The following is a 23,103-nucleotide window of genomic DNA, read 5'->3' on the forward strand; positions in this document are numbered from 1 at the left end:
GGGCGGGGGCGGGTGGGAGCGGTGCGTGCCGGCGGGTCAGGACGGGCGCAGCCCCTGGTGGGCGATCTCCAGGGTCTCCACCGCCGCCTCGGAGTTGGCGGGGTCGAAGGAGGGGCCCTGCCAGCGCACCGGGACGATCCCGGACACCTGCCAGCTGATGATCCGGGTCAGGTCCGGCTTCAGCGCCACGATCTCGCCGTCCTTGGGCGTCACCCGCTTCAGCGTCTCGTCGAGCCAGCGGGCGATCTTCGCCGTATCGGCCGTGACCGGCCGGCTCAGCGTGATGTTCGACCAGGTCACGCGGCCGGGCAGGTGCCAGGTGAACCCGTTGTTGCCGCCCTCCGCGTAGCTCTCCATCTCGACCTCGGCGCCCATGCCGGAGCAGGTGTGGAAGGCGCCCAGGTCGTTGCCGCCGATGGCGAGCTTGAAGAACACGCTCGTGGCGAAGATGTTGTCGGTCATGCGTCGGTCATCCGTTCCGTGCGCTCACGTTCCACGCCCTCAGCGGCGTCCGTCGTAGGGGCGGCCCGTGCGTTCCCGGCCGCGCCGCAGCTCGGTGCGGAGCAGCCGGGCCATCGGGTCGAGCAGGCGCCGCGCGAGGTCGTCCAGGTCGAGACCGGGGTCCTTCGGTGCCTCGGCGCGCTGCTCCGCGTTCTTGCCGGAGGCGGACGAGGTGGAGGACGAGCGCGAACGGCCGTGCGCCGGGGCTTTTTTCGCCGTGTCGCCCATGAGCAGGCCGGCGGCGGACGGCGTGGCGGCCGGTCGCGAACCTCCGCGGGCCCGGTCCCGCTCCGCCTTCGTCGTCGCGCCCATGAGCAGGCCTGCGCCGGTGGTGTCGGTGATGTCGCGCTGGACGGGGGTCGCCGTCCCGCCGCTCCCGCCGGTCACCGGAAGGACCACGGGGACGGGCTGAGCCGATGCCGGGGCGTTCGCCGGGCGGTCAGCGAGCTGCGGCGCCTGCGGGGCGGTGACCGGCAGGGATCGGGCCGGGACGGCGGGGGCCGGGCCGACCGGCCCCGGACCCGGCGGTGCGGGCCGGACGACCGGGACACGCTGGACGGGGCTGGGGGAACCTGCCGGACCTGCCGAGTCGGCGCCTCGTACGCCCGGGTTCTCCCGTCCGGCGGGCGGCGCGGCCACGGCCCGCCGGACCTGAGGGGTCGCCGGGGCGACCGGGGACGGCCCTGGCGTCGGACGCCCGGGGTCGGCCTGCGGGGCAGCCGGTACGCCCGGCCAGCGCGCCGCCACCACGGGACGGCCGCCGGAGCGGGCGGCGACGGGCGGTGCCGCGCCTTCAGTGGCCCGGGTGCTCAGGGTGAGCGGCCGGTCGGGGAGCAGTTGGAGCGTGCGGGGTGCCGCCGGGCCGGAGGGCGCTCCGGGGCGGGTGACGGTGAGCGGGGGCGCACTGTGCGGCTGAGCGCCTCCGGTCGCCCCGGCTACGGCTCGGGCGACGACGACCGGGCTCGGCGAACCAGGGCCCCGGGGCCGCTGCCCGCCGGACGAGGCCGGACCGCCGGACCTCGTACCGGGCAGTCGTACGTCTCCTGCCGGGCTTTCCGGGGTTACGGCAGCCGCGGGTGCCGCTGCGGACGGCATCACCAACGGCGTTGCGTGCCCGCTCCCGTGGCCCGCGCCCCCCGGCGACGCGGCGCCCCCGGCAGAGGAGTCGTCCGCGGAACGGCGCTGGACCACGTCGCCCGCCCCCAGCAGCGGCGCCTCCGCTCCGGCGGTGGCGGGCGTTCGGTCGCCAACAGTCGCAGACGGCAACGGAGTTGTGTGGGATTTGCCGCCCTGTGCCGGAGCACGCTGGACGGCGGGAGCGCGGGACGCGGTGGCGCCGGGCACATCAGCGCTGGGCGGCAGCGCGGACAGCGGAGCGCCCAGGCCGCCGCGCACCCGGGCGCCGTTGGGGGCGCGGTGGGCCGTTCCCTGGGCGCCGCCGCCGTATTCGTGCGGGCGCGAGGTGCCGGCCGTGTCGTCCGCCTGGCGCTGGACGACAGGCATCGCCGCGCCGGGGACGGTGCTTGAAGTGGGGGCGGTGGCGCCGGGCAGCTCGGCGCTGGGCGGCAGGGCGGACAGCGGAGCGCCCAGGCCGCCACGCACGCGGGCGCCGTCCGGGGCATTCTGCGCGCCGCTGTCGTGCAGGCGCGGCGTGTCGGCCATCTCGTCCGCCTGGCGCTGGACGACAGGCAGCGTCGGACCGGGCGAGGTGCCCGAACCGGGGGCGGTGGCGCCGGGCAGCTCGGCACTCGGCGGCAGCGCGGACAGCGGAGCGCCCAGGCCGCCACGCACGCGGGCGCCGTCCGGGGCATTCTGCGCGCCGCTGTCGTGCAGGCGCGGCGTGTCGGCCATCTCGTCCGCCTGGCGCTGGACGACAGGCAGCGTCGGACCGGGCGAGGTGCCTGAACCGGGGGCGGTGGCGCCGGGCAGCTCGGCACTCGGCGGCAGCGCGGACAGCGGAGCGCCCAGACCACCGCGCACCCGGGTGCCGCCGGAGGCAGCCGGCTCCGCCCCTTGCGCACCGGCCACGTCCGGGCCCTCCGCCTGACGCTGGACGACAGGCAACGCCGGGCCGGACGCGGTGTGCGGCGCCGGAGCGTCCTCCGTCAACGGCGCAACGGAGTCGGGCAGTTCGCGCGACGGGGCGCCGAGAGGCGCGCGGCTCGGCTCGCTCGTGGCGGCGCGCTGTACGGCGGCGGTGGTGGCGTTGCCGGGTGCCGGAGTGGCGGCGGGCCGCAGCGCGGTGACGCGGCGTACCGGTCCGGACATGCGCCGGGCGACAGTCAGGGAAGGTGCCACCGGGACGGCCCGGACGGCCGGGCCGGAAGGCGTACGGCCCCCGGAACCGGACGGCGCCCGCGACACGGGCCGGGACGCTCCACCGTCCGCGGCCGTGCCCGGGAGCACCGACACACGCCGTACCAGAGGAATCGCCGGAGCGGCCGTCGTCCGGTGGTCCGGGTCGGCGGGGGGCACGACCGGATCGGCACCCGGCAGCGCGGCACGCTGGACCGGCGGCGAGGACGGGGAGAGCGCGGCGGGGGATTCGGCGGACGCAAGGCCGCGGGTCTGGGGGGAGTCGCCCGAACTTCTCTTCGTCGCAGAGCTGTCGCCCCCAGAGCGCGCCACCGCGGGCTTTCGCCCGGGTCGACCGTCCGCCGCTCCCGTACCGCTCCGAGGAGAGCGTACGGCGACGGATGCCGGACTCCCGGCATCCGACGCACCGTCCGCCTCGTCACCCGCCCCCTCCGGGCGCAGCGCCCGGAGCAGCAGTGGGCCCCCGCCGGCCCGGGTGGCCTGCGGGGTGGCAGGACGGGCGACGCCGCGCACCAGACCGGTCGGGGCGGCGGACAGCACCGCGTGGCCGAGACCCGAGTCGAACGACGGGTTCTGCCAGGAGGCGAGGCCCGCACGGAAGGCGAGCCCGTCGCTCACCCCGAGCGGGGAGCGGGCCACGGTGAGCTGCGGCGGCGCGGTGCGACGCCAGCCGCCGTCCCAGTCGCCGGGCACGGAGGAACCCCGGCCGCCGGGCTCGCCGCGGTCAGTACCGTCGCCGGCTGTGCCCCGGTCCGGGCCGTCGCCGGCCGGACCGCTCCCCGCGGCGCCGGAGCGGTCCGCACCCGGACGGCGTGCGGTGTCCGGCGCGGCGGCCCGGCGGCGCAGTCTGTCCCGCCATGCCATGCGTTCAACCGCCTTCGTTCACGCGGGTGTTGATGCGGGCGATCTCGGCGACCCACTGCCGGCGCTCGTCGTGGGTCAGGTCGAGGATCTCCTCGCGCTGCCAGTGGAAGTGGTAGGCGATGTACGCGATCTCCTCCCGGAGCCGGGGAAGGGCGTACGTCACGATTCCCCCAGGCGCCCACCCGAGAGGTCGACCTCGAAGCCGCCCTCGCAGTGCGGGCAGGTCACCGCGGCGCGGGTGTGGCCCTCGCTGTTGACCCGGCGGTAGAAGTCCTGGAGGAACGCGACGTCGGTGGCGTACATCCGCTCCACGACCCCGGCGTGCACGTCCGTGATCGAGCCGATCCGGGTGATCACCTGGCTCAGCAGCACCACGCTCAGGTACGCCGGGTTCTCCTTGACCCGCAGGTCGATCTGGGGCCGCAGTTCGTCCCGGGCGGTGGCCAGGCGCATCGAGCCGTGCCGGTGCACCGTGCCGTCGTCGTCCACGTACCCGCGCGGCAGCTCGAACTCGAACTCCGTGCGCAGCCCGTGGTCCTCCCGGCGCGGCGGGGCGGCGGCCGGGGTGGCCGCCGCCTGCTGCTCCGATGTCTGGGCGGGCGCCGTCGCCTGGAGGATCTCCTCCAGGTTGCCCGCCGTGACCGTACGGCGCCTCATTCGACGACGATCTCCTCGAACGTGATCGTGACGGACTCGGTGGCCGGGGCGGACTCGCCCGCCTTCAGCGACGGGCCCTCCCACTTGGAGGCCCAGCCCTGCATCAGCTGGATGCGGCGGACCGTGTTGCCCTCGGTGTCCTTGATCTCGATGGTGAGGTTCTGCCGCGCGGTGTTGACGGCCCCGTTGTTCAGGGTCTCCTTGATCCACTTGGTGAACTCGCTGCTCTGGTCGAGTCCCCGGGTGATCGTGATCTCGCCGGCCTGCCGCGCTCCGGGCTGCTTGCGGATGATCTGCTTGCCCTCGGCGCTGACCTGCTTGACCTCGACGACCTCCTCCTCGACGGTCAGCCCGCTGATCTCCTGGATCGACTCGACCAGGTAGCCACCGAGCTGCACGCCGAAGACGTGGGTGGAAAGAGCATCGCCCGTTGCCATGACTGTCTGTCACCTTTCCTTGCTGACCCGCAGGTCACTCGTCGATGAGGCTGGTGCTGTCGGAGAACTGGGCCAGCCGGAACACCACGAACTCGGCGGGCTTGACCGGCGAGACGCCGATCTCACACACGACGCGGCCCTGGTCGATGGATTCCTGCGGGTTGTTGTCGCGGTCGCACTTCACGTAGAACGCCTCTTCGGCGGTACGGCCGAACAGGGCTCCCCGGCGCCACTCCTCGGTGAGGAACGCGGTGACATTGCGCCGGATGCTGGACCACAGCCGGTCGTCGTTCGGCTCGAAGACCACCCACTGGGTGCCCAGGAGGATGGATTCCTCCAGGTAGTTGAACAGGCGGCGCACGTTCAGGTAGCGCCAGGCCGGGTCGGAGGAGAGGGTGCGGGCACCCCAGATCCGGATGCCCCGGCCGGGGAAGGCCCGTACGCAGTTCACGCCGATCGGGTTCAGCAGGTCCTGCTCGCCCTTGCTGAGCCGGACCTCCAGGTCCACCGCGCCGCGGATCACCTCGTTGGCGGGCGCCTTGTGCACGCCGCGTTCGGCGTCGCTGCGGGCCCAGACACCGGCGATGTGACCGCTCGGCGGGACGGTGGTGTTGTGCCCGGCGACCGGGTCGAAGACCCGCACCCACGGGTAGTAGAGGCTGGCGTAGCGGGAGTCGTAGCCCGCCTCGTCGTTGCGCCAGGTGCGCACCTGCTGGGCGGAGAGCCCGGGCGGGGTGTCCAGGACGGCCACCCGGTCGCCCATCTGCTCGCAGTGCGAGATGACGGCGAGCTGCACGGTGCGTACGCCCTCGGCGTCGATGTCGCCGCGCTGGTGGGCGCTCATCAGGTCCGGCACGGCGACCATGGTGATCTCGTCGATGGTCTCCAGGCCGGCGAACCCGGTGCGGGCCGCGGCGTCGCCGACGTACTCGGCGGGGTCGAGGCGGACCACCTCGCCGGAGCCGTTCGCGGCGACCCCGTCCGGGGCGTCGGGGAGGGCCACGGTCTGGGCGGCGGGCTTGCTCTGGGCGGTGCCCCGCTGCTCGGTGACCTCGATCAGCTTGGAGGCGCGGGCCTGGTTGACCAGGTACCCCCTGACGTTCTTGCGGGTGGAGGCCTCGTAGGTCTCCGCCACTTGGTCGCCCTGGCGGACCAGCACCTTGAAGCGGTCCTCCGGCGGGTTCTCACCGTCCGCGTCGGCGATCTCCACCGACACACCGGAGACGCCCGGCTTGGCCGCGACCAGGAAGCCGCCGAGCTCCACCGACTCCACGGCCTTGATGCCCTGACGCCGTTGGCCGCTGGCCGCGGACGGGGCGGAGGCGTCCTCGGCGGAGCCGCCGATGCGCACCACGTACGCGGCGCCGCCGCCGTTGGCGAAGTAGCCGTAGACCGCGTGGGCGAGGTAGGTGCCCTCGGTGAAACCACCGAACGTCTGGGAGTACTGGTCCCAGCTGGTGACCAGCGTCGGCGCGTGGAAGGGGCCGCGCTCGGCGAACCCGACGAACGCGGCGACGGCGGTGCCGACCCCTTCGATCGGTCGGGCACCGGACTGCACCTCCTCCACGTACACACCCGGGGTGAGGTACGTCGGCATGCTTGCTCCTTCACGTCCTTGCGGGCACCTGTGTCCAGGCCGAGTCTGCGGGGCGGGTGCGGCGGGCGGCAGGGACCCGGGGACCTGGTCGGGGGCAGGCCCGCTGCCTTTCCGTACCTCCCGCACGGACCGTCCGGACATCACCCGCCTTTGCCCTCGCACTGCCCGTGCGGACCTGGACGCCCGGTCGGCTCGTGCTGTCGACTGGGGGCTGCAGCAGAAGCGCGCCGACGAGGAGGCAGCAGATGCAGAGGTCCGGACGGCGTACCGGGGAGACCGAGGCCGAGCAGCCGGTGCGCGGCGTAGCCGCCGCCCGACGGGAGACGTCCTCGGCCGGCGCCGCCGTCCCGCCCCCGCTCACCGCCGACGTGCTGCGGGCGGCGCAGGGCGGCGCGGGCAACGCCGCGGTGACCGGCATGATCGCCCGCCGCGCCCGACGCGCGCCCGCCCAGGAGCACGCCGGGGTGCACGAGGACGCTCACTCGGCGCATCAGCACGGCGCGGGACACCTCCGGGAAGCCGCGGCGCAGCCAGGCGCCGCCGACGCGGTGAACTCCGTGGTGCGGTCCGCCGGCAGCCGACTGCCCGCCTCGCTGCAGCGGGAGATGGAAGCCCGCTTCTCGGGCGAGGACTTCTCCGACGTCGCGGTCCACACCGGCGCCGCTGCCCGGCGTTCCGCCGAGGCGGTCGGCGCCGAGGCGTACACCACCGGCACCCGTCACATCGTGTTGCGCGGCGCGATCGACAAGAAGACCCTCGCGCACGAACTGGAGCACGTCCGCCAGCAGCGTGCAGGAGCCGTGGCCGGTACCGACGACGGCAGCGGCCTGAGCATCAGCGACCCCTCCGACCGGTTCGAAAGGTCGGCCGAACGCAAGGCCGAGCAGGTGATGCGGGGCGGAGCGGACGTCCAGCGCTCCGAGGACCACACCACCGACGCCGTGCACCGGACGACCGAGGCGTCGGCCGAGGTGCAGCGCATGCCCCCCAAGAAGAAGCAGTCGAAAAAGCCGGCGGGGGACAACCCACCCGCCGCAGCGGCCACTTCCTCGAAGACCGTGTTCGAGGAAATAATGGAGTACTTCGAGGGACGCAGCGAAGAATTCAAGGCAAAGAAGCAGAACGAGAAGGAGTACATCCTCGAACAGATCGGAATCGAACCCGGAGGGGATCTTTTCACGCTCGACGAAGTAAAGAATGACGAGTCGATGCTGGACGCTCTTCTCGCGGAGATCGAAACCGCGAAACACGCGTCCGGCTTCGCGGGTACGGGCGGCGGCAGCAGTGACTGGGCGGCGAGCGCGGTCACTTCGGCACATGCGGACATGCGGGCGGACCATCCGATCTGGGGCGACAGGACGACCCTCCATCACAAGATCTCCCGTAGCGAGTTGGACGCTGTACTCGCCTCGGCCGAGAGGGACAGGGCGAACGCGAAACCGCTGTTCGAGTTCCTGGACGAGGTACGGGCGGTACTCGGCTCGACCGCGGGGAACAAAAAAGCCCTGCACAACATGCCGGCCAACCTGGAAATGGGACCGGCGAGTGACACGAGGACAGGCGACCCGGGGTCCGGAAGCGACTTCAACTACACGCCTGAGGGCGCGATGACGCCACGGTCGAGCGAGTTGAAGGACGCACTGAGCTTGGCGAACGCGCCCGCCGTCGACTGGGGGGCCGTTGCGGACAAGCTGAGGGAGGCGCAGCGCCTTCACGAAAAGGAGTACGGAGGCGCGATACTCTCCCCGCCCGCCCTCGAACGGTGGGAGAAAGTGGGCGCCAAGTGGAAGAAGGCCTCCGACTGAGGTCTTCCGTGTCGAGACCGGGGGGAGACGGTTCCGCCTTCTTCGGGCCCCGCCGCCCGCGTCTCAGGCGTCGAGGGCGTCCGCCAGGTAAGGCCCGAACTCGCCCTCCAGGACCAGCCGTCCCAGCTTGCGGTACTCCTGCGCGACGGCCCTCACCAGCTGCCGCATTCTGAGCGGGCTGCCGGACTCCGCAGCGAGGTAGGCCGCGGTCACCGCGCAGGCCCGGATGGAGCCGCCGGCCAGTTCGAAGCGGTCCGCGCAGAAGGCGAGGTCCAGGTCCTCGGCCCGGGGCAGCCGGTCGCCCAGGCACCGTTCCCACAGGGCGAGGCGCTGGCCGGCGTCGGGCACCGGGAAGTCCGCCACCACGTCCAGGCGGCGGGTGAAGGCCTCGTCCAGGTTGGCTCGCAGGTTGGTGGTCAGCACCGCGATCCCGTCGAACGACTCCATGCGCTGCAGCAGGTACGCCGACTCGATGTTGGCGTGCCGGTCGTGCGCGCCCTTCACCTCGGAGCGCTTGCCGAAGATCGCGTCGGCCTCGTCGAAGAGCAGCACCGCGTTGACCGCGGACGCCTCGGTGAAGATCCGCTCCAGGTTCTTCTCGGTCTCCCCCACGTACTTGTCGACGACCGTGGACAGGTCCACCACGTACAGGTCCATGCCCAGGTCCGCCGCGACGACCTCGGCGGACATGGTCTTGCCGGTGCCCGACTCGCCGGCGAACAGCGCGATCACGCCGCGCCCGCGGCCGCCGCCGGGCCGCATCCCCCACTGCCCGAGCACCTGCTCGCGATGGCGGGCGCGCAGCGCGAGTTCGCGCAGCCGCCGGTGAGTGGTCGGGGGCAGCACGAGGTCGTCCCAGCCGACTCCCGGCTCCACGCGGCGGGCGAGCCGGTCGAGCCCGGCGCCGTTCTGGGCCCGTACGGCGGTGCGCAGGTCGTCGGGGAGGACCGGGCGGCCCGCGAGGGTGGCCGTGCGGACCGCCACGTCGGCGGCGCGGCGCAACTGCCCGGAATCCAGACGGTGCGCGGCGACCGCGCGGGCGAGCTCATCGGCGTCGCCGGGCCCGGAGCCGTTGCCGAAGCCATGGCCAGGGCTGTCACCGGCGGCCCGGTCGAGGGCGTGCCGCCAACGCGCGGCCTGCCGCTCGGGAGTGGGCGCCGGCACGGTCAGGACCACGGGGGTGTCGGCAGCCCACAGCGGGTCCCAGCCGAGGGTGCCGTGCGTGAGCAGGGGAATCCCGCGCAGCGGCGAACACAACGCCCCCAGCGTGCGGGCCCGTTCGGCGGGTTCCCCGGGCAGTGCTTCCAGGGGGCCGAGGACGACCCCGGCACCCGTCAGGCGGGCTTCGAGCGCGGCCACGCGGGCGAGCGCCGGTACGTCGCCGGGGCGCCGGGCGAGTGCCGCTGCGTCCAGGACGAGCGGGCGCAGCCCGGCCGCGTGCAGGGCTGCTACGGCCAGCCCCTCGGCGTCGCCGCCCCGGCTGCGCAGTTGGACGAGGCCGGTGCCGGCCGCGGCCGCGGCCCGGTGGACGTCCGCCGCCTCGGCGGTCGGGTCCTCGCGGACCTCGCCGAGCACCCCGGCGAGCCGGGCATCGGGCTGCGCGCTCCCCAGGAGGTGTCCGGTGACCCGGTCGGGAACCACCAACACTCGGGACAGCGGAGGCCGTTCGGGCTCGGTGACCTCCACCAGACCACTCGCGACCAGCGCCGCTCCGGGAGCCAGCCGGAAGCGCGCGGACGCCGCCCCCGCGAGCCCGCACAGCTCCAGGGCGAGCCCGACCGTGGGCCGACGACGCGTCAGGTCGTCGTTGAGGTAGCCGTAGAGCCGTTCGAACCGTGCGTCCAGGTCGGGCGCCACCGCGACGAGCAGCAGGTCCAGATCCAGCGAGGACAGGCCGAACCGCACGGCGAGACCGCCGAGGACGGAGCCGGCCGGGGGATGCGGGGGTTCGTGAGCGGGTACGTCGAGGCCGCCCGGTTCGTCCAGGACGCGGGCGACTGCCTCGGGAGTGAGGTACTGGCCACGGTAGGGGTCGTCGGGATCGGGATCGGCGGCGCGCCGGACGGCCACCGCGTGCCGCACCCGTTCCTCGACCATGCGGAGCCGCACCCACAGGTGCTCCACTTCAGTGACCGCCTCGGCAGTGTGCGTCACGGCTGGCGGTCCCCCCTGCGGCGGCGACGGGCGGGCGCGGGCGGGCGTTCACGCGGGCCCGTGTAGCCGCCGTCCGGACCGGGGTCACTTGTTTCCGTGTAGCGCAGCCTGCGCCCCGGCCCCGCGTCCTCGCCGCGGGAGGTGGCGCGCACGACGAGGCCTTCGGTGACCGGCGGTGCGGCGGCCTTGGTGATGCCGGCGAGCGGCGCCCGCACCCGCAGCGAGAGGGAGGCCTTCAGCTCGCCGCCCATGGCCGACCACACGTCGGAGGCGGCCGGTGCGTCGGACCCGGTTCCGGCGGTGTCCAGGCCCACGGTCAGGCCGAGTTCGGCGAGCGTGCCGGTGAGCAGCCGAGCGGGCAGCGTGTCGGTGCTCACCAGCGTCGCGAGCACCTGCGACAGCAGCCGGTGTTCGTCCTGCGGGCGGGTCGCCCACGCCGTGACCAGGTACGTCAGCTCGAACCAGCGCGGCGGGGAACGCCGCGCCACGAGGTGGCCGTCCTCGTCGTACACCTCTCCGGAGCCGCTGCCGCGCCGGACGGCGTCCTCCCGGATGTCGTACAGGAAGACGCAGACCGTCGGGGCGCTGCGGCGTGCGGCCCAGTCCCGGGTGGGGGCGTCGAAGACGACGTCGACGCCCGACGCCTCCAGGCCGGACTCGCCGAGCAGCCGGCGCAGCCCCTCGTCGACCTCGTGGATCACCGGCGGGTCACCTCGTCCGGCGGCTGCACGCTGCCGGTGACCACCAGGAAGTCGGTCGTCACCGGGGAGAACCCGGGGCCCTTGGCGGTGATGATCCGGGGCCCGGTCTCGTCCTTGGCGAGGATGAGCAGCTGGCCGGTGAAGGTGCCGTTCGGCAGCGGAGTGGTGGGCGCCGCCGCCGCGGTGATCCCCGGCTTCCAGGTGAACCGCACCGGCACGCCCGGCGGGAAGTCCTTGCCGCGCACCGAGGTGACGAAGCCGGGCCTGCCGATCGCCGGCACCGCGATGATGCGCGGCTGGAGGATGCGCAGCCGCTCCCGGGAGCTGTTGTCGCCCTTGTCGGCGTCCGTCCCGGTGGTGGTCAGCGTGCCGGTGACGTGGGTGGTCAGCGCCTTCCTGGGGCTGAGGACGACCCGCACGACGGTGCTCGCGCCCTGGTCCAGGTCCGGCAGCGCGCACACCCAGTTCTTGTCGCAGCCCTCCGGCGGCCCGCTGTTCGGGATGCTCTTGGGCAGGCCGATGTGCAGCCGCAGTCCGGTCGCCAGCGCGTTGCGGCCGTTGCGCACGGTGTACGTGACCACGACCCGCCCGCCGACGTATCCGGGGTTCGGCTGGGCGGTGAGGCGGAGACCGGGCCCGGCGTCGGGCTCACCCGGAGCCGGGGGCACGGTGGGCGGAGAGGTGGGTGTCGGCGTCGGCGTCGGTGTCGGGGTGGGTGTCGGCGTGGGTGTCGGGGGCGTGGCCTGGACGACCGGCACCACGGTGCGGCCCGTGTTGTCGCTGGGCTGCGGATCGAGGACGGTGCCGGTGACCGACCAGTCGATCGGCGCGTTGCCGGGGGTGACCCCGGTGACGGTGACGGTCACGGGCACGGTGGTGCCGGGCGGCACGACACCGACGGTGCACTGGAGGGAGGCGGCGTGGCAGGTGCCGCCGGGATAGGTCAGCCTGGTGATCTGCACGCCGGTCGGCGGGGCGACGGTCAGCTCGGTGCCGGGGGAGGCAGCGGGGCCGTTGTTGACGACGTCGACACGAATGGTGGTGGTCCTGCCGACGGTGACCGCCGGGACGGTGCCGGGCGCGTTCACCGCGAGGTCCACGGACTGCTGGACGCTGGGTTCCTTCTGCCGGCCCCCGAGCTCCGCGGTGAGCGGGGTGAGGTCGCCGGACGCGACGTCCAACAAGCGCAGTTTCTCGGCGCTGTTGGCGGCGACCTCGGCACGGGAGCTGATCACCAGGCCCTTGCCGTCGGCCGTCCAGGCGGCGTCCCGGGGCTGGAACGGACCGGTGGCCGAGGTGTCCGGCAGATCCGTCCGGCAGGCGCCGGGGACGTTGCGCGCGGCGGTGGGCAGCAGAACCTTGCAGTCGTCGCCCGACAGGGACGTCAGGAGGATGCCGTCGCGTTCGTCGACCGCGCCGCCGCCGCTCTTGCGGTTGAAGGCGATGGTGAGGCCGTCCGGGGAGAACGCCGGACTGTCGTCGATGACCTGGCAGTTGCCCGGGCAGATCGTGGCGCTCAGGTCGCGCTGCCGGTCCAGGTGGTTCACCGGCGCGGTCCAGATGTGCTTGTTGCCGCCGCTCCCGCCGATCACCTCGTTGCGGGTGAAGGCCAGGGTGGTGCCGTCGGAGGACCAGGTGGGCTGGGCGTCCTCGCCCTGCTGCTGCCCGGCCGGCGGGGTGATCCGGCCGGTGATCGCGCCGGTCGCCGCGTCGGCGATCAGGATGCGGCTGGGGCCCGCGGCGTCCCCGACGCCGCCCGGCGACGTCCGGGTGAAGGCGAGGTACTTGCCGTCCGGGGAGAACGTCGGGTCGGTGTCCCAGTCCGTCGCGCCGCGTCCCGCGAGGGGCATGGCCTGCGCGTTGGTGCCGTCGGCGTCCGCGAGCCAGATCCGTTCGATCCGCTGGTTGTCGGCGTCTGTCTCGAAGCGGGTGACGACGATCCGGCGGCCGTCGGGCGTGTAGTTCTGCCGCTCGGTCCACGGGTCGAAGCCGGCGGCGGGCCGGAACAGCGGGTCCTTGGTGGGATCGGTGTTGGTGTCGGCAGCCGGGTCCTCGTTGAGGAGCGTCAGGTTCAGGTCGCGTGGGTCGGACCCGTCGATGCGGGCGTCCTGCAGCGTCACCACGTGCGGATCGGCCGCCGAGTCGCGCTCCACCACCACGCCGCCGCCGTTGACCGGTCCCAGCCAGGTGGGTGAGAGGACCTCCCGGTTCTCGTTGAGCACCAGCCCGGGCTCCGTGTCCGCGTGTGCGGTCGACTTGAACACGTGGTCGTAGTCGCCCTCGCACGTGCAGGTGGTCTCGGGGCTGAGGAACACCAACTGGTCCCCGTCGGGCAACCACGATGCCCCGTGGGCACGCCACCCCGCGTAATCGCCCGCGAAGAGCGCCTCGTCACTGGTCCCGTCGGTGATCCGCAGCCGGGGCACGGACTGCCCGTTCTCGGTGGTGGTGGAGGTGTACGCGATCCAGTCCCGGTTCACGTCGTCGTTCACCGGGTTCCACGCCGGCTCGGAGGCCGTGCCCTGCGCCGGGGAGGTGATCCGGGTGGCGGTGCCGCCGTTCAGGGGTCGTACGTAGATCTGCTCGCCGACCAGCGGATCGCTGTCGCCGCTGTACGCGATGCGCTGCCCGTCGGGGGAGACCGTCGGGCACTCCTCGTTGGCGGGGGTGTCGGTGAGCCGCGTCAGGCCGGTGCCGTCGGTGCGCACCAGCCACAGGTCGCGCTGCGTCCCGCCGCCGGTGCCGCCGGGTTCGGCCGAGTCGAACACCACGGACTGCCCGTCCGGCGTCAGCCGGGGGTGCGCCGCGTCCCGGCCGGTGGTCAGACGCCGTACCGAACCGTCCGCGGCCCGCAGGTAGACCTGCGGCTTCTTCTCGTCGCGGCGGCTCGCGAAGACCACTTGGTCACCGAGCGCGGACGGCTGCACATCGTTGTGGACGGGGCCGTCGCCGAACAGCGGTGTGCTGGAGGTGGTCGAGGCCACCGTGCCGAGGCTGCGGTGCCGGGTGCCCGCGTACGCGACGCGGGTGTCCGTGGCGTCGTCCGCGCGCGGGGCGGAGGCGGCGCTGCCCTGTCCGGAGGCCGCCGTCACCCCGAGCAGCGGGATCAGCAGCAGCAACGACGTTCCGAGTCTCCCCAGGCGGTACCGGCCGCCGGGGTCAGCCGTTCCCATCACGGTCCCCTTCGCAGTCTGGTGCGGCATCCCGATGTGCCCATCCGGATCGCCTCCGCCACCCTGTACCGGACGTGCGCGCCCCGGCAGGGCGGCGGGGCCGTACCCGAGGGAAACGCGCGGTGCGCTTTCGGGCAGTGCGGGTTTCCCGTAGGTCGCTCCCGGCTTGTTGCCCCTACGGCGTCAACGCCGTTGTCAGATGAGTCCGTTGCGCAGTGCGTAGCCCACCGCGTGGGATCGGTTGCGCAGTTGGAGACGCGTGATTATCTCGTGCAGGACGTTCTTGACGGTCCGTTCCGAGTACGAGGTCTTGCGGGCGATCTCCGCGGTGTCCAAGCCCTCCGACACCAGGCGCAGCATGTCCGCCTCGCGCGTGGTCAGCGTGGACAGCGACAGGCCCCGCGGGTCGAGCGCCGAGCGCTGGAGGCTGCTCACATGGCTGAGCAGCTTGCCGAGCAGGTCGCCGGGGAGCACACCCTCCCCGTTGGCTATCGCCTGGACCAGCTGCAGAAGTTGGTCCTGGTGCGCGTCGGAGCGCCGCAGCACCGCCGCGACGCCGCACTCTATGACGCGTTGCAGCGCGCCGGATCCGAGGGTGCCGACCACGAGGCCGGTGCGGGTGGCGGTGTTGAGCCGCAGCCGGTCCAGCAGGGACGCCACGTCATCGTCCACGGTGTCCACGACCACCAGTGACGCCTGGGCCCGCTCCGCGTCGGCGTCGTCGAGCAGGTCGACCTCGGGGCGCTGGCGCAGCTGGTGGACGACGCCGACACGCAGGACCGGATCGGCGGCGTACACGGCCACCGTCACCCTGCTCCGGTGTCCGGGCAGGCTCTTGTCTTGTGCACAGGACATGGGAGTTCTACCTGTTTCATGAATTCGTGGGGGGCTGGGCGCTGAGACGATGCGAGCACCGGAGGGCGGCGCGCGGGCTGCGACGGGAAGCATCAACGCCCCCTGGATACATAAGAGTTGCCGGTGACTGTCGGGGCATCGCGACTGCCCGCACCTTGCCCTCGCGTTCCTCGCCGCACGCCCGGACGTGTTTCTACGGTGGTAGGCGTGACGCCTTCCGCAGCCTCTTCCGGCCCTGGTGCGCCCGGCCTCGACATCCCGGCCGTGACCGTGACACCGGGTGACACCGCCACGACGACTCTGACCGTCCGCAACGACAGCGACATCGTGGAGGCGTACAGCCTGGAGGTCGTCGGGGACTGCGCCTCCTGGACCACCGTCGAACCCGCCCGGGTCTCGCTCTACCCCGGCACCTCCGAAACGGTGACGCTCCGTCTGGAACCGCCGCGCTCCCCGGAGATCCGGGCCGGCGAGATGCCGCTGGGTGTGCGGGTCCTGCCGGCCGAGCACCCCGATGCGGTGCAGGTCCTCGAAACCACCGTGCACATCGAGGAGTTCCGCGAGCTGCGCACCGAGCTGGCCCCGCGCCGCCGGCGCGGCTGGCTGCGCGGCCGCTACCGGCTGGCGGTCCGGAACCAGGGCAACACCCCGGCGCAGGTGGGCTTCACCCCCGGGCAGGCCGGCGAGGAGCTGGCGTTCGCCTTCAACCCGGCGAAGCCGAAGCTGGAGCCCGGCGAGTCGGTGGAGGTCGGACTGCGCGTCCGCACCGGCAAACCCGTGTGGTTCGGCTCCCCGGTGGTGTGGCCGTTCACCGTCGACACCTCCGAGGACCGGGACCAGGACGAACAACCCGGCTCGGACGACACCGTTGTCCGGACGCCACTGGACGCCGAGTTCGTCCAGATCCCGGTCTTCCCCAAGTGGCTGCTCGCACTGCTCGCCGCACTGCTCGCACTGCTGATCGCCTGGTTCGCGCTGGTCCGTCCGGCGGTGCGCAGCGCAGCCAAGGACGCGGCCGACGAGGCGGTCCAGGCACGGCCCACGCCCGCCGGACAGCAGACTCCCGGCGGCGGCGCCGGTTCGGCCGGTCCCCGGCACCCAGGGGTCGGGCGCGTCGGCCGGAGCGGGCGGCGGCTCGGGCGCCGGCGGCTCGGCCGGCGGTGGCGGCACCTCGACCGGCAACGGCAGCGGCAGCGGCAGCGGCCAGCAGAGCTCGCAGACCATCGACGTGCAGACGGCGAGCGGGGAGACCAAGACCGGCACCTACACGGTGCCCAAGGGCAGCGTCTTCGGGGTCACGGACATCGTCGTCGCCAACTTCCAGGGCGACGAGGGGGTGTTGACGATCTCCTTCGGCGACCGCAAGATCACCACTATCGCGATGGAGACCTTCCGCAACCAGGACTACCACTGGGTCACCCCCATCAAGATCCCCGAGGGCGATGCCGTGTCCATCGAGGTGACCTGCAATAAGCCGGGCACCCCGGCCACCGGCCTTCGGGCAAAGGGCTGTCACGAGGTCCTGAACGTGAGCGGCCTGCTCGGCAGCACCAAGCAATGACTCGAACCTCTCCACTTGCAACCCATTGTCGATCGATGAAGACGCGATCTGCCAAGCGCTGGGTCTTCTTTCGCTCGGATCGGTCCTGAAATCGACAGACCAGGTCTGAAAACCAGCAACCGGCAACCCCAGGTCAGGGGCCTGGGGTTGCTTTGTTGCACGGGTCGACTGCCGATCCCGCGCTGTCCTGGCATGGTCGACCGGCCGAGGGGCGACGCAGATCCCCACCACCCCGTCCCCTGAGCGAGGGGGACGTCGGGCGTCCCGAGCCCTCAGCAGGGGCCGCCCGTCGAACGCCGGTCCGGCCACTCCTGGGGCGACCGGATACAGTGCGCGGGACGGCAGCCCGGTCAGGAGGGGAAGCGTGACCGACACCAGCAACACCCGGCCCGCCGCAGGTGCGGCCCGGGCGCCGCGGCCGAGCCGGCTGCACCGCCTGATGCGCTACATCCCCATGATCGCCCCCGTCCTGCTGTGGGCCGTGCCGTGCTGGGTACTGCTGTACGGCGGCCAGCAGTGGCCGCCGGGCGTCACGACCGCCGGCACCGTTCTGTTCGTCCTCGGCCTCTTCGGCATGCCGCTCGCGATGATGCGCGGCCACGGCCGGCGCCAGCAGGACCGGGCGGCGATCATCGGCGACACCCTGCTGGGCACCAGCTGGGTCCTGTTCACCTGGTCCGTACTGCTCGGCGTCTTCCTGCGGCTCGCGCTGACCCTGGCCGGCGTCGGCGGGAGCCAGGACCGGGCCCGCATCGTCACCTGGGCCGTTCTCGGCGTGGCCGCCGTCCTGCTCGTCTGGGGGTACGCCGAGGCCCGCCGCGTGCCCCGCGTGCGCCGGCTCGACGTGCGGCTGCCACGGCTGGGGGCCGGACTGGACGGCCTGCGCGTCGCCCTCATCACCGACACCCACTACGGCCCGCTCGACCGCGCCCGCTGGTCGGAGCGGGTGTGCGAGACGGTGAACACGCTCGAGGCCGACCTGGTCTGCCACACCGGCGACATCGCGGACGGCACGGCCGAGCGCCGCCGCGCCCAGGCCGTTCCCCTCGGCACCGTGCGGGCCACCCACGCCCGGGTGTACGTCACCGGCAACCACGAGTACTACAGCGAGGCCCAGGGCTGGGTCGACCTGATGGACGAGCTGGGCTGGGAACCGCTGCGCAACCGCCACCTGCTGCTCGAACGCGGCGGCGACACCCTCGTGGTCGCCGGGGTGGACGACGTCACCGCCGAGTCCTCCGGCCTCGAAGGCCACCGCGCCCACCTCACCGGCGCCCTGCACGGCGCCGACCCCGACCTGCCCGTCCTGCTCCTCGCCCACCAGCCCAAGTTCGTCGACCGGGCGGCAGCCGCGGGCATCGACCTCCAGCTCTCCGGCCACACCCACGGCGGCCAGATCTGGCCCTTCCACCACCTGGTCCGCATCGACCAGCCCGTCCTCGCCGGCCTCAGCCGCCACGGGGCGCGCACCCTCCTCTACACCAGCCGCGGCACCGGCTTCTGGGGGCCGCCGTTCCGCGTCTTCGCCCCCAGCGAGATCACCCTGCTCGTGCTCCGCTCCCCGCAGTCGCCCACCTCGCCGTAGCGCTCGGCGGGCCGGCGCACCCCGGGCGCACGCCCGCGCACGCGGGTCGGCGCAGCGTTCAGGTCCCCGCCGAGAAGCGGGCCAGTTCCTCCGCGGCGCCGCGGGGCAGGTCGGCCAGCGCGGCCTCCGGCAGCCGGGTGATCACGGCGCGCAGCCGCGCGGCGGGTTCCGGCAGCAGGGTCCAGGCGGCGGGCGGGGCACTGACGGCGGCGAGCAGCAGGTCGCCCTCGTAGAAGTAGGCGTCGAGCAACGGTTCCTCCAGCAGCAGGCGCACGGCGAGCGGGAGGACGAACGGGAGCGCCACCCGCTGCGCCACGAGCATGCGCAGGTCCGCCGCACCGAGTGCGCCCAGGGGCACGCGCCGCAGCTCGTGCACGGTGCGCACCAGCCGGGTCGCGTCGGCGGGCGGCGGGGGCCATCGCGGCGGGTCCAGTTCGTCGAGCGTGCGGTCGAGGTGCAGCAGGTGGTCCACGGGGTCCATTCTCGCCGGAACGGGCACGGATGCGGGGCGTCGTCACGGCCGGTCGAGCGCCGTCGTCGGCCGCGCTCCGCCCATCGCCCATCGCCGACCGCCGGTCGCCAGTCGCCAGTCATCAGTGGCCACTGGCCAACCATCAGGCGCCAGCGCTCAGCCCTCAGCCCTCAGCCGTCTAGGCTCACGGGATGCGGCGCAGCGATGTCAGGCGGGAAGACGGAGCGTGGGTGGGGCTGTCCCTGGACGTGCGGGACCGCAGCCGGCCGGGTCTGTGCGTGTTCAGTGCGGGGCGGCGACTGCTGCTCGCCCAAGGGTCGCGGCCCGTCCTGCTCGCCGATGTCGACGTGCACCACGAGGGCGTGGACTTCTGGCGCACAGACGCGTGGTGACGGAGGGCAGGCTCAGCGCCGTCATCGACTTCGGCACCTCGGGCGTCGGCGACCCCGCCTGCGACCTGGTGATCGCCTGGACGATGTTCTCGGGCGGGAGCCGGGAGGCGTTCCGTGAGGCGGTCGGCCAGGACGACGGGACCTGGGCCAGGGCCCGCGGCTGGGCCCTGTGGAAGGCGCTGCTGGTGCTGTCCGGGTGCGTCGGCACGGACGAGGGCCTGGCCGCCGTCCACCGCCGGGTGGTCGACGAGGTCCTCGCCGACCACGCGCGTCACGCGTAGTCCGCGCCCGACGGGCACGCCGTCCCCCGGCCCGCACACCCTCCCCCGGCCCGGACACCTCGGGCAACCGCACGCCGTCCCGCGGCCCGGGAGCCGGGCGCGCGGGACGGTGGGGTGCCGGCGGTGGGTGCGGCAGGTCAGAGGGTCGTGCCGGGGTTGCCGGGGCGGATGCGGCCGCGCCAGGCACCGCTCTCGCCGTGCTGCTCGATGTAGTCCTTGAAGCGGTGCAGGTCGCCCTTGACCCGCCGGTCGATCACACCGAGCATGTCGCCGCTCTTCTCGGCGATGCCGCTGGGCTCGATCTCCATGGTGAGTTCCACCCGGGTGTGACCGTCGTCCAGGCGCTCGAACCGTACCGACCCGCGCTGCTGGGTGTCGCCGTCGACGGCCCGCCAGGTGATCCGGTCGTCGGGCAGCTGGTCGACGATCTCGGTGTCGAACTCGCGCCGCACTCCGCCGATCTTGGTGGTCCAGTGGTTGTGCCGGTCGTCGAGCTGCCGGACCTCCTCGACGCCCTCCATGAAGTTCGGGAAGTCCTCGAACTGGGTCCACTGGTTGTAGGCGGTGTGGACGGGGACGTCGACGTCGACGGATTTCCTGACCGTGCTCATGTCTGCCTCCTTGCCGCGGTCCAGGGCACCGGGCCGACCGCTGCGGCCCGGTGCGCGTGTGCGGCACCGGGTACCCGGATGAGCCACGGAAAGACCTCCGCACGCACGGTGACCGGCCCGACGCGCTGTGACAGGGCCGGAGCCCCGAGGTGCCGCGACAGGACCGGGGCCCGCCGCGCCGGAGTCGAGGGCACGCTGTGACAGGGCCGAGGGCCCGCTGTGCCCCCGCTGCGGCCCCCATTCGGGTGATCCGTCCTGGGGCCCGCCGCCCCCGGGGGCCCGGGAACACGGGCCCGTCCGGCGTTCCCCGGCCGAACGGGCGGCCGGTGCGAAGTGGCAGGGCGCCAGGAGCCGACCGAGACTGAACGCGGCGGTTCGTGATCAGCAAGGAACACGCGCCTCGAGCCCGACGGCTCGGTGGTCCTGCCTTCTGTGTCCGAGGTCCCCGGAACCCGCCACCGGTGGCTCTCGGCGACCCAGACGTCCTCCCAGGAGTTCGCATGGTGGAGCAGTCCTCCGAGGTCCACATAGCCGGGCCGGGTGACATGACCGGGCCGGGCGAACGCGCCGTCACCGCACGGAGCGACGCCGCCCCGGCGGGGACCGGCATCGAGAGAGCGCTCGCGGAGACCCTGGCCGATGTGATCAAGACGGAGCGGGTCGCGGTCGACGGTCACTTCTTCGACGACCTCGGTGCCAACTCCCTGGTCATGGCCCAGTTCTGCGCACGGGTCAGGAAGCGGGCCGACCTGCCGTCGCCGTCCATGAAGGACATCTACCGGCACCCCACGATCCGGAGCCTGGCGGCCGCCCTCGCGCAGTCCGCCCCGGTCGCCCCGCCGGTCTCCGCACCGGCCGCCGAACCGTCGGCGCCGGCGCACCAGCCGCCCCCGGGGACGTCGACGGACACGCACCGGCCGCACCATCTGCTCTGCGGCACGGCCCAGTTGCTCTTCTTCCTGGCCTACTCCGTGGTCGCCGGGTACGTCACCGCGAGCGGCTACGAGTGGATCGCCACCGGTTCCGGTCCGGCCGACGTCTATCTGCGTTCCCTCGTCTTCGGCGACCTCGGGTTCGTCGCGCTGTGCGCGTTCCCGGTCCTCGCCAAATGGGTGCTCGTCGGGCGCTGGAAGCCGGGCGACTTCCCCGTCTGGAGCCTGCCGTACCTGCGCTTCTGGCTCGTGAAGGTGCTGCTGCACGCGAATCCCGTGCTGCTCTTCATCGGGAATCCGCTGTACGTGCTGTACCTGCGGGCGCTGGGCGCGCGGATCGGCAAGGGCGTCACGATCCTGTCCCACTCCGTGCCGGTCTGCACCGACCTGCTGACGATCGGCTCGGGCACGGTGATCCGCAAGGACTCCTTCTTCCTCGGCTACCGGGCGCACGCGGGACGCATCCAGACGGGCCGTGTCACCTTCGGCCGCGACGCGTTCGTCGGCGAGAAGACCGTGGTGGACATCGACGCCTCCATCGGCGACGGCGCCCAGCTCGGCCACTCGTCCGCCCTGCACCGCGGCCAGGCGGTCCCGGACGGCGCGCGCTGGCACGGATCGCCGGCCCAGCCCGCCGACACCGACTACCTGCGGGTCCCCGCGGCCCCCTGCGGCTCCGCCCGCCGGACCTGGTTCGGCCTGGTCACGCTGGTGCAACTGTTCCTGCTGTACATCCCGCTGGCCGTGGGCGGGGTGTACATCCTGTTCACCGCCGTACCGGCCATCGGCAAGCGGCTGGACCCCCAGACGGCCGCGCTGTCCCGGCCGGAGCTGGTCACCGACGCGCTGACCCTGTCGCTGGCCCTGTTCAGCGGCTTCGTGATCCTCGGCCTCGTCGCCCTGTACACCGTGCCGCGCCTGCTGGCCCTGTTCGTCCGCCCCGACCGGGTGTACCCGCTCTACGGCTTCCACTACGCGGCACACCGGGCGACGGCCCGCATGACGAACATCAGGTTCTTCGCCTGGCTGTGCGGCGACAGTTCGTACATCGTGCACTACCTCCGCGGGCTCGGTTACGACCTGTCGCGGGTCGAGCAGACCGGGTCGAACTTCGGCACCGAGGTGCAGCACGAGACCCCCCTGCTGGTCTCGGTCGGCAGCGGGACGATGATCGCCGACGGCCTCTCCGTGGTGAACGCGGACTACTCCAGCACCTCGTTCCGGCTGTCCCGGGCGTCGATCGGCGCGCACAACTTCCTGGGCAACAACATCGCCTACCCCTCCGGTGGCCGGACGGGCGACGACTGCCTGCTCGCGACGAAGGTGATGGTGCCGATCGACGGCGAGGTCCGCACGGGCGTGGGGCTGCTCGGCTCGCCGTGCTTCGAGATCCCCCGCTCGGTGGACCGGGACACCCGGTTCGACCACCTGCGCACCGGCCGCACCCATGTCCGCCGGCTCGCCGCGAAGAACCGCTACAACCTGCGCTCGATGGCCCTGATGCTCTTCGTACGGTGGCTGCACACCTTCGCGCTCACGCTGTTCGCGCTCGTCTCCGTGGACCTGTACGGCGTGCTCGGGCACGTGGTGATCGCCGGCTACCTGGCGATCACGCTCGTGTTCTCCACCGCCTACTACATCCTGCTGGAGCGCTGCATCACCTCGTTCCGGGCCCTGCGTCCCCGGCTGTGCTCCATCTACGAGCCGTACTTCTGGTGGCACGAACGGCTGTGGAAGGTACCGGACCGGCACCTCAACATCTTCAACGGGACGCCCTTCAAGACCCTGGTCTGGCGGCTGCTCGGGGTGCGCATCGGGCGCGCGGTCTTCGACGACGGCTGCTACATGACCGAGCGGACGCTGACCACCATCGGTGACGGCTGCACCCTGAACGTCGGCAGCAAGGTCCAGTGCCACTCGCAGGAGGACGGCACCTTCAAGTCCGACGTCACCACGCTCGGGGCCGGCTGCACGCTGGGCGTCGGCTCCCACGTGCACTACGGCGTGACGATCGGCGACGGCGCGGTGCTGGCGCCCGACTCCTTCCTGATGAAGGGCGAGGAGATGCCCGCGTACGCCCGGTGGGGCGGCAACCCCGCCGTCGACATGCCGGACCCGGCGGAGCAGCACTCCGGCGTCGGCCGGGGCACGGCCCCGGCCGGCACCCTCACGGCCGGCAGCGACGCCCGCGCGCCGAGCAAGAGCTGAC

General features: G+C 73.1%; 17 protein-coding genes and 1 pseudogene. 6 read left to right on the top strand and 12 right to left on the bottom strand.

Annotated elements, in window-relative coordinates; translation table 11 throughout:
* Positions 1 to 36: 36 nt before the first annotated feature.
* The 6 genes from B446_RS05965 to B446_RS05985 form a co-directional block, all read right to left on the bottom strand.
* The gene (locus B446_RS05965; RefSeq protein WP_020938515.1) at positions 37 to 462 is read right to left on the bottom strand and encodes a phage tail protein; all 426 of its coding nucleotides are present in this window, start codon (positions 460 to 462) and stop codon (positions 37 to 39) included.
* A 39-nt stretch (positions 463 to 501) separates the two neighbouring features.
* Entirely contained in the window at positions 502 to 2,769 is a 2,268-nt protein-coding gene (locus B446_RS05970) for a hypothetical protein (protein ID WP_148305726.1), read from the bottom strand.
* Between the two features lie 916 nt (positions 2,770 to 3,685).
* The gene (locus B446_RS39585) at positions 3,686 to 3,844 is read right to left on the bottom strand and encodes a DUF6760 family protein (protein WP_020938517.1); all 159 of its coding nucleotides are present in this window, start codon (positions 3,842 to 3,844) and stop codon (positions 3,686 to 3,688) included.
* A complete protein-coding gene (locus tag B446_RS05975; RefSeq protein WP_020938518.1) occupies positions 3,841 to 4,338 on the bottom strand; it encodes a zinc-ribbon domain-containing protein in 498 nt (165 codons plus the stop codon). The genes B446_RS39585 and B446_RS05975 overlap by 4 nt, the downstream gene beginning before the upstream one ends.
* Complete coding sequence (locus B446_RS05980; protein ID WP_020938519.1) at positions 4,335 to 4,775, bottom strand: phage tail protein; 441 nt, start codon at positions 4,773 to 4,775, stop codon at positions 4,335 to 4,337. The genes B446_RS05975 and B446_RS05980 overlap by 4 nt, the downstream gene beginning before the upstream one ends.
* A gap of 34 nt (positions 4,776 to 4,809) precedes the next feature.
* Complete coding sequence (locus B446_RS05985; protein ID WP_020938520.1) at positions 4,810 to 6,372, bottom strand: phage tail sheath family protein; 1,563 nt, start codon at positions 6,370 to 6,372, stop codon at positions 4,810 to 4,812.
* A gap of 293 nt (positions 6,373 to 6,665) precedes the next feature.
* Here B446_RS05985 and B446_RS36035 point away from each other — a divergent pair, with 293 nt between their 5' ends.
* Positions 6,666 to 8,177, top strand: coding sequence for a DUF4157 domain-containing protein (locus B446_RS36035; RefSeq protein ID WP_234967460.1), 1,512 nt, complete (start codon positions 6,666 to 6,668; stop codon positions 8,175 to 8,177).
* Positions 8,178 to 8,240: 63 nt separating this feature from the next.
* Here B446_RS36035 and B446_RS05995 read toward each other — a convergent pair whose 3' ends face one another.
* The 4 genes from B446_RS05995 to B446_RS06010 all read right to left on the bottom strand — a co-directional run bounded on the left by B446_RS05995 (position 8,241) and on the right by B446_RS06010 (position 15,060).
* Complete coding sequence (locus B446_RS05995) at positions 8,241 to 10,274, bottom strand: ATP-binding protein (RefSeq protein ID WP_078614880.1); 2,034 nt, start codon at positions 10,272 to 10,274, stop codon at positions 8,241 to 8,243.
* A 53-nt stretch (positions 10,275 to 10,327) separates the two neighbouring features.
* Positions 10,328 to 11,032, bottom strand: a complete 705-nt coding sequence (locus B446_RS06000; RefSeq protein WP_020938523.1) for a DUF4255 domain-containing protein — start codon at positions 11,030 to 11,032, stop codon at positions 10,328 to 10,330.
* Positions 11,029 to 14,205: a DUF11 domain-containing protein gene (locus B446_RS06005; protein ID WP_043474862.1), complete on the bottom strand. Its 3,177-nt coding sequence runs from the start codon at positions 14,203 to 14,205 to the stop codon at positions 11,029 to 11,031. Before B446_RS06005 ends, B446_RS06000 begins: the two co-directional genes overlap by 4 nt.
* 195 nt (positions 14,206 to 14,400) lie before the next feature.
* Entirely contained in the window at positions 14,401 to 15,060 is a 660-nt protein-coding gene (locus B446_RS06010; protein WP_052352131.1) for a helix-turn-helix transcriptional regulator, read from the bottom strand.
* A 255-nt stretch (positions 15,061 to 15,315) separates the two neighbouring features.
* Between B446_RS06010 and B446_RS06015 the strand changes: the two are divergent.
* Together B446_RS06015 and B446_RS06020 are read left to right on the top strand one after the other, a co-directional pair.
* Positions 15,316 to 16,621 (top strand): annotated as a pseudogene (locus B446_RS06015) (hydrolytic protein).
* 364 nt (positions 16,622 to 16,985) lie between these two features.
* Positions 16,986 to 18,206, top strand: a complete 1,221-nt coding sequence (locus tag B446_RS06020; RefSeq protein ID WP_020938527.1) for a metallophosphoesterase — start codon at positions 16,986 to 16,988, stop codon at positions 18,204 to 18,206.
* A 58-nt stretch (positions 18,207 to 18,264) separates the two neighbouring features.
* On the opposite strand, the gene B446_RS06025 is transcribed toward B446_RS06020, so the two are convergent.
* Positions 18,265 to 18,687 carry a contact-dependent growth inhibition system immunity protein gene (locus B446_RS06025; protein WP_043474866.1) on the bottom strand — a complete coding sequence of 141 codons (423 nt, stop codon included), beginning with the start codon at positions 18,685 to 18,687 and terminating at the stop codon, positions 18,265 to 18,267.
* A 182-nt stretch (positions 18,688 to 18,869) separates the two neighbouring features.
* Between B446_RS06025 and B446_RS38950 the strand changes: the two genes are divergently transcribed.
* Complete coding sequence (locus B446_RS38950; RefSeq protein ID WP_148305727.1) at positions 18,870 to 19,070, top strand: hypothetical protein; 201 nt, start codon at positions 18,870 to 18,872, stop codon at positions 19,068 to 19,070.
* Positions 19,067 to 19,351 (top strand): phosphotransferase, encoded by a 285-nt coding sequence (locus B446_RS38065; RefSeq protein WP_419184148.1) that lies wholly within the window; start codon positions 19,067 to 19,069, stop codon positions 19,349 to 19,351. The genes B446_RS38950 and B446_RS38065 overlap by 4 nt, the downstream gene beginning before the upstream one ends.
* A 137-nt stretch (positions 19,352 to 19,488) precedes the next feature.
* Here B446_RS38065 and B446_RS06035 read toward each other — a convergent pair whose 3' ends face one another.
* Positions 19,489 to 19,962 carry an SRPBCC family protein gene (locus tag B446_RS06035; protein ID WP_020938531.1) on the bottom strand — a complete coding sequence of 158 codons (474 nt, stop codon included), beginning with the start codon at positions 19,960 to 19,962 and terminating at the stop codon, positions 19,489 to 19,491.
* A 500-nt stretch (positions 19,963 to 20,462) separates the two neighbouring features.
* Between B446_RS06035 and B446_RS06040 the strand changes: the two genes are divergently transcribed.
* Positions 20,463 to 23,102 (top strand): Pls/PosA family non-ribosomal peptide synthetase, encoded by a 2,640-nt coding sequence (locus tag B446_RS06040; protein WP_020938532.1) that lies wholly within the window; start codon positions 20,463 to 20,465, stop codon positions 23,100 to 23,102.
* The last annotated feature ends 1 nt before the right edge of the window (position 23,103 follow it).

The sequence above is a fragment of the Streptomyces collinus Tu 365 genome (assembly GCF_000444875.1).
Taxonomy (GTDB): domain Bacteria; phylum Actinomycetota; class Actinomycetes; order Streptomycetales; family Streptomycetaceae; genus Streptomyces; species Streptomyces collinus_A.

Coding starts and splice junctions, on each gene's coding strand:
- B446_RS05980 (WP_020938519.1), bottom strand. CDS start 4,775: ATGGCAACGGGCGATGCTCTTTCCACCCACGTCTTCGGCGTGCAGCTC.
- B446_RS06035 (WP_020938531.1), bottom strand. CDS start 19,962: ATGAGCACGGTCAGGAAATCCGTCGACGTCGACGTCCCCGTCCACACC.
- B446_RS05985 (WP_020938520.1), bottom strand. CDS start 6,372: ATGCCGACGTACCTCACCCCGGGTGTGTACGTGGAGGAGGTGCAGTCC.
- B446_RS06010 (WP_052352131.1), bottom strand. CDS start 15,060: ATGTCCTGTGCACAAGACAAGAGCCTGCCCGGACACCGGAGCAGGGTG.
- B446_RS06005 (WP_043474862.1), bottom strand. CDS start 14,205: ATGGGAACGGCTGACCCCGGCGGCCGGTACCGCCTGGGGAGACTCGGA.
- B446_RS05995 (WP_078614880.1), bottom strand. CDS start 10,274: ATGGTCGAGGAACGGGTGCGGCACGCGGTGGCCGTCCGGCGCGCCGCC.
- B446_RS05970 (WP_148305726.1), bottom strand. CDS start 2,769: ATGTCCGGACCGGTACGCCGCGTCACCGCGCTGCGGCCCGCCGCCACT.
- B446_RS06040 (WP_020938532.1), top strand. CDS start 20,463: ATGGTGGAGCAGTCCTCCGAGGTCCACATAGCCGGGCCGGGTGACATG.
- B446_RS38950 (WP_148305727.1), top strand. CDS start 18,870: ATGCGGCGCAGCGATGTCAGGCGGGAAGACGGAGCGTGGGTGGGGCTG.
- B446_RS06025 (WP_043474866.1), bottom strand. CDS start 18,687: ATGGACCCCGTGGACCACCTGCTGCACCTCGACCGCACGCTCGACGAA.
- B446_RS05975 (WP_020938518.1), bottom strand. CDS start 4,338: ATGAGGCGCCGTACGGTCACGGCGGGCAACCTGGAGGAGATCCTCCAG.
- B446_RS05965 (WP_020938515.1), bottom strand. CDS start 462: ATGACCGACAACATCTTCGCCACGAGCGTGTTCTTCAAGCTCGCCATC.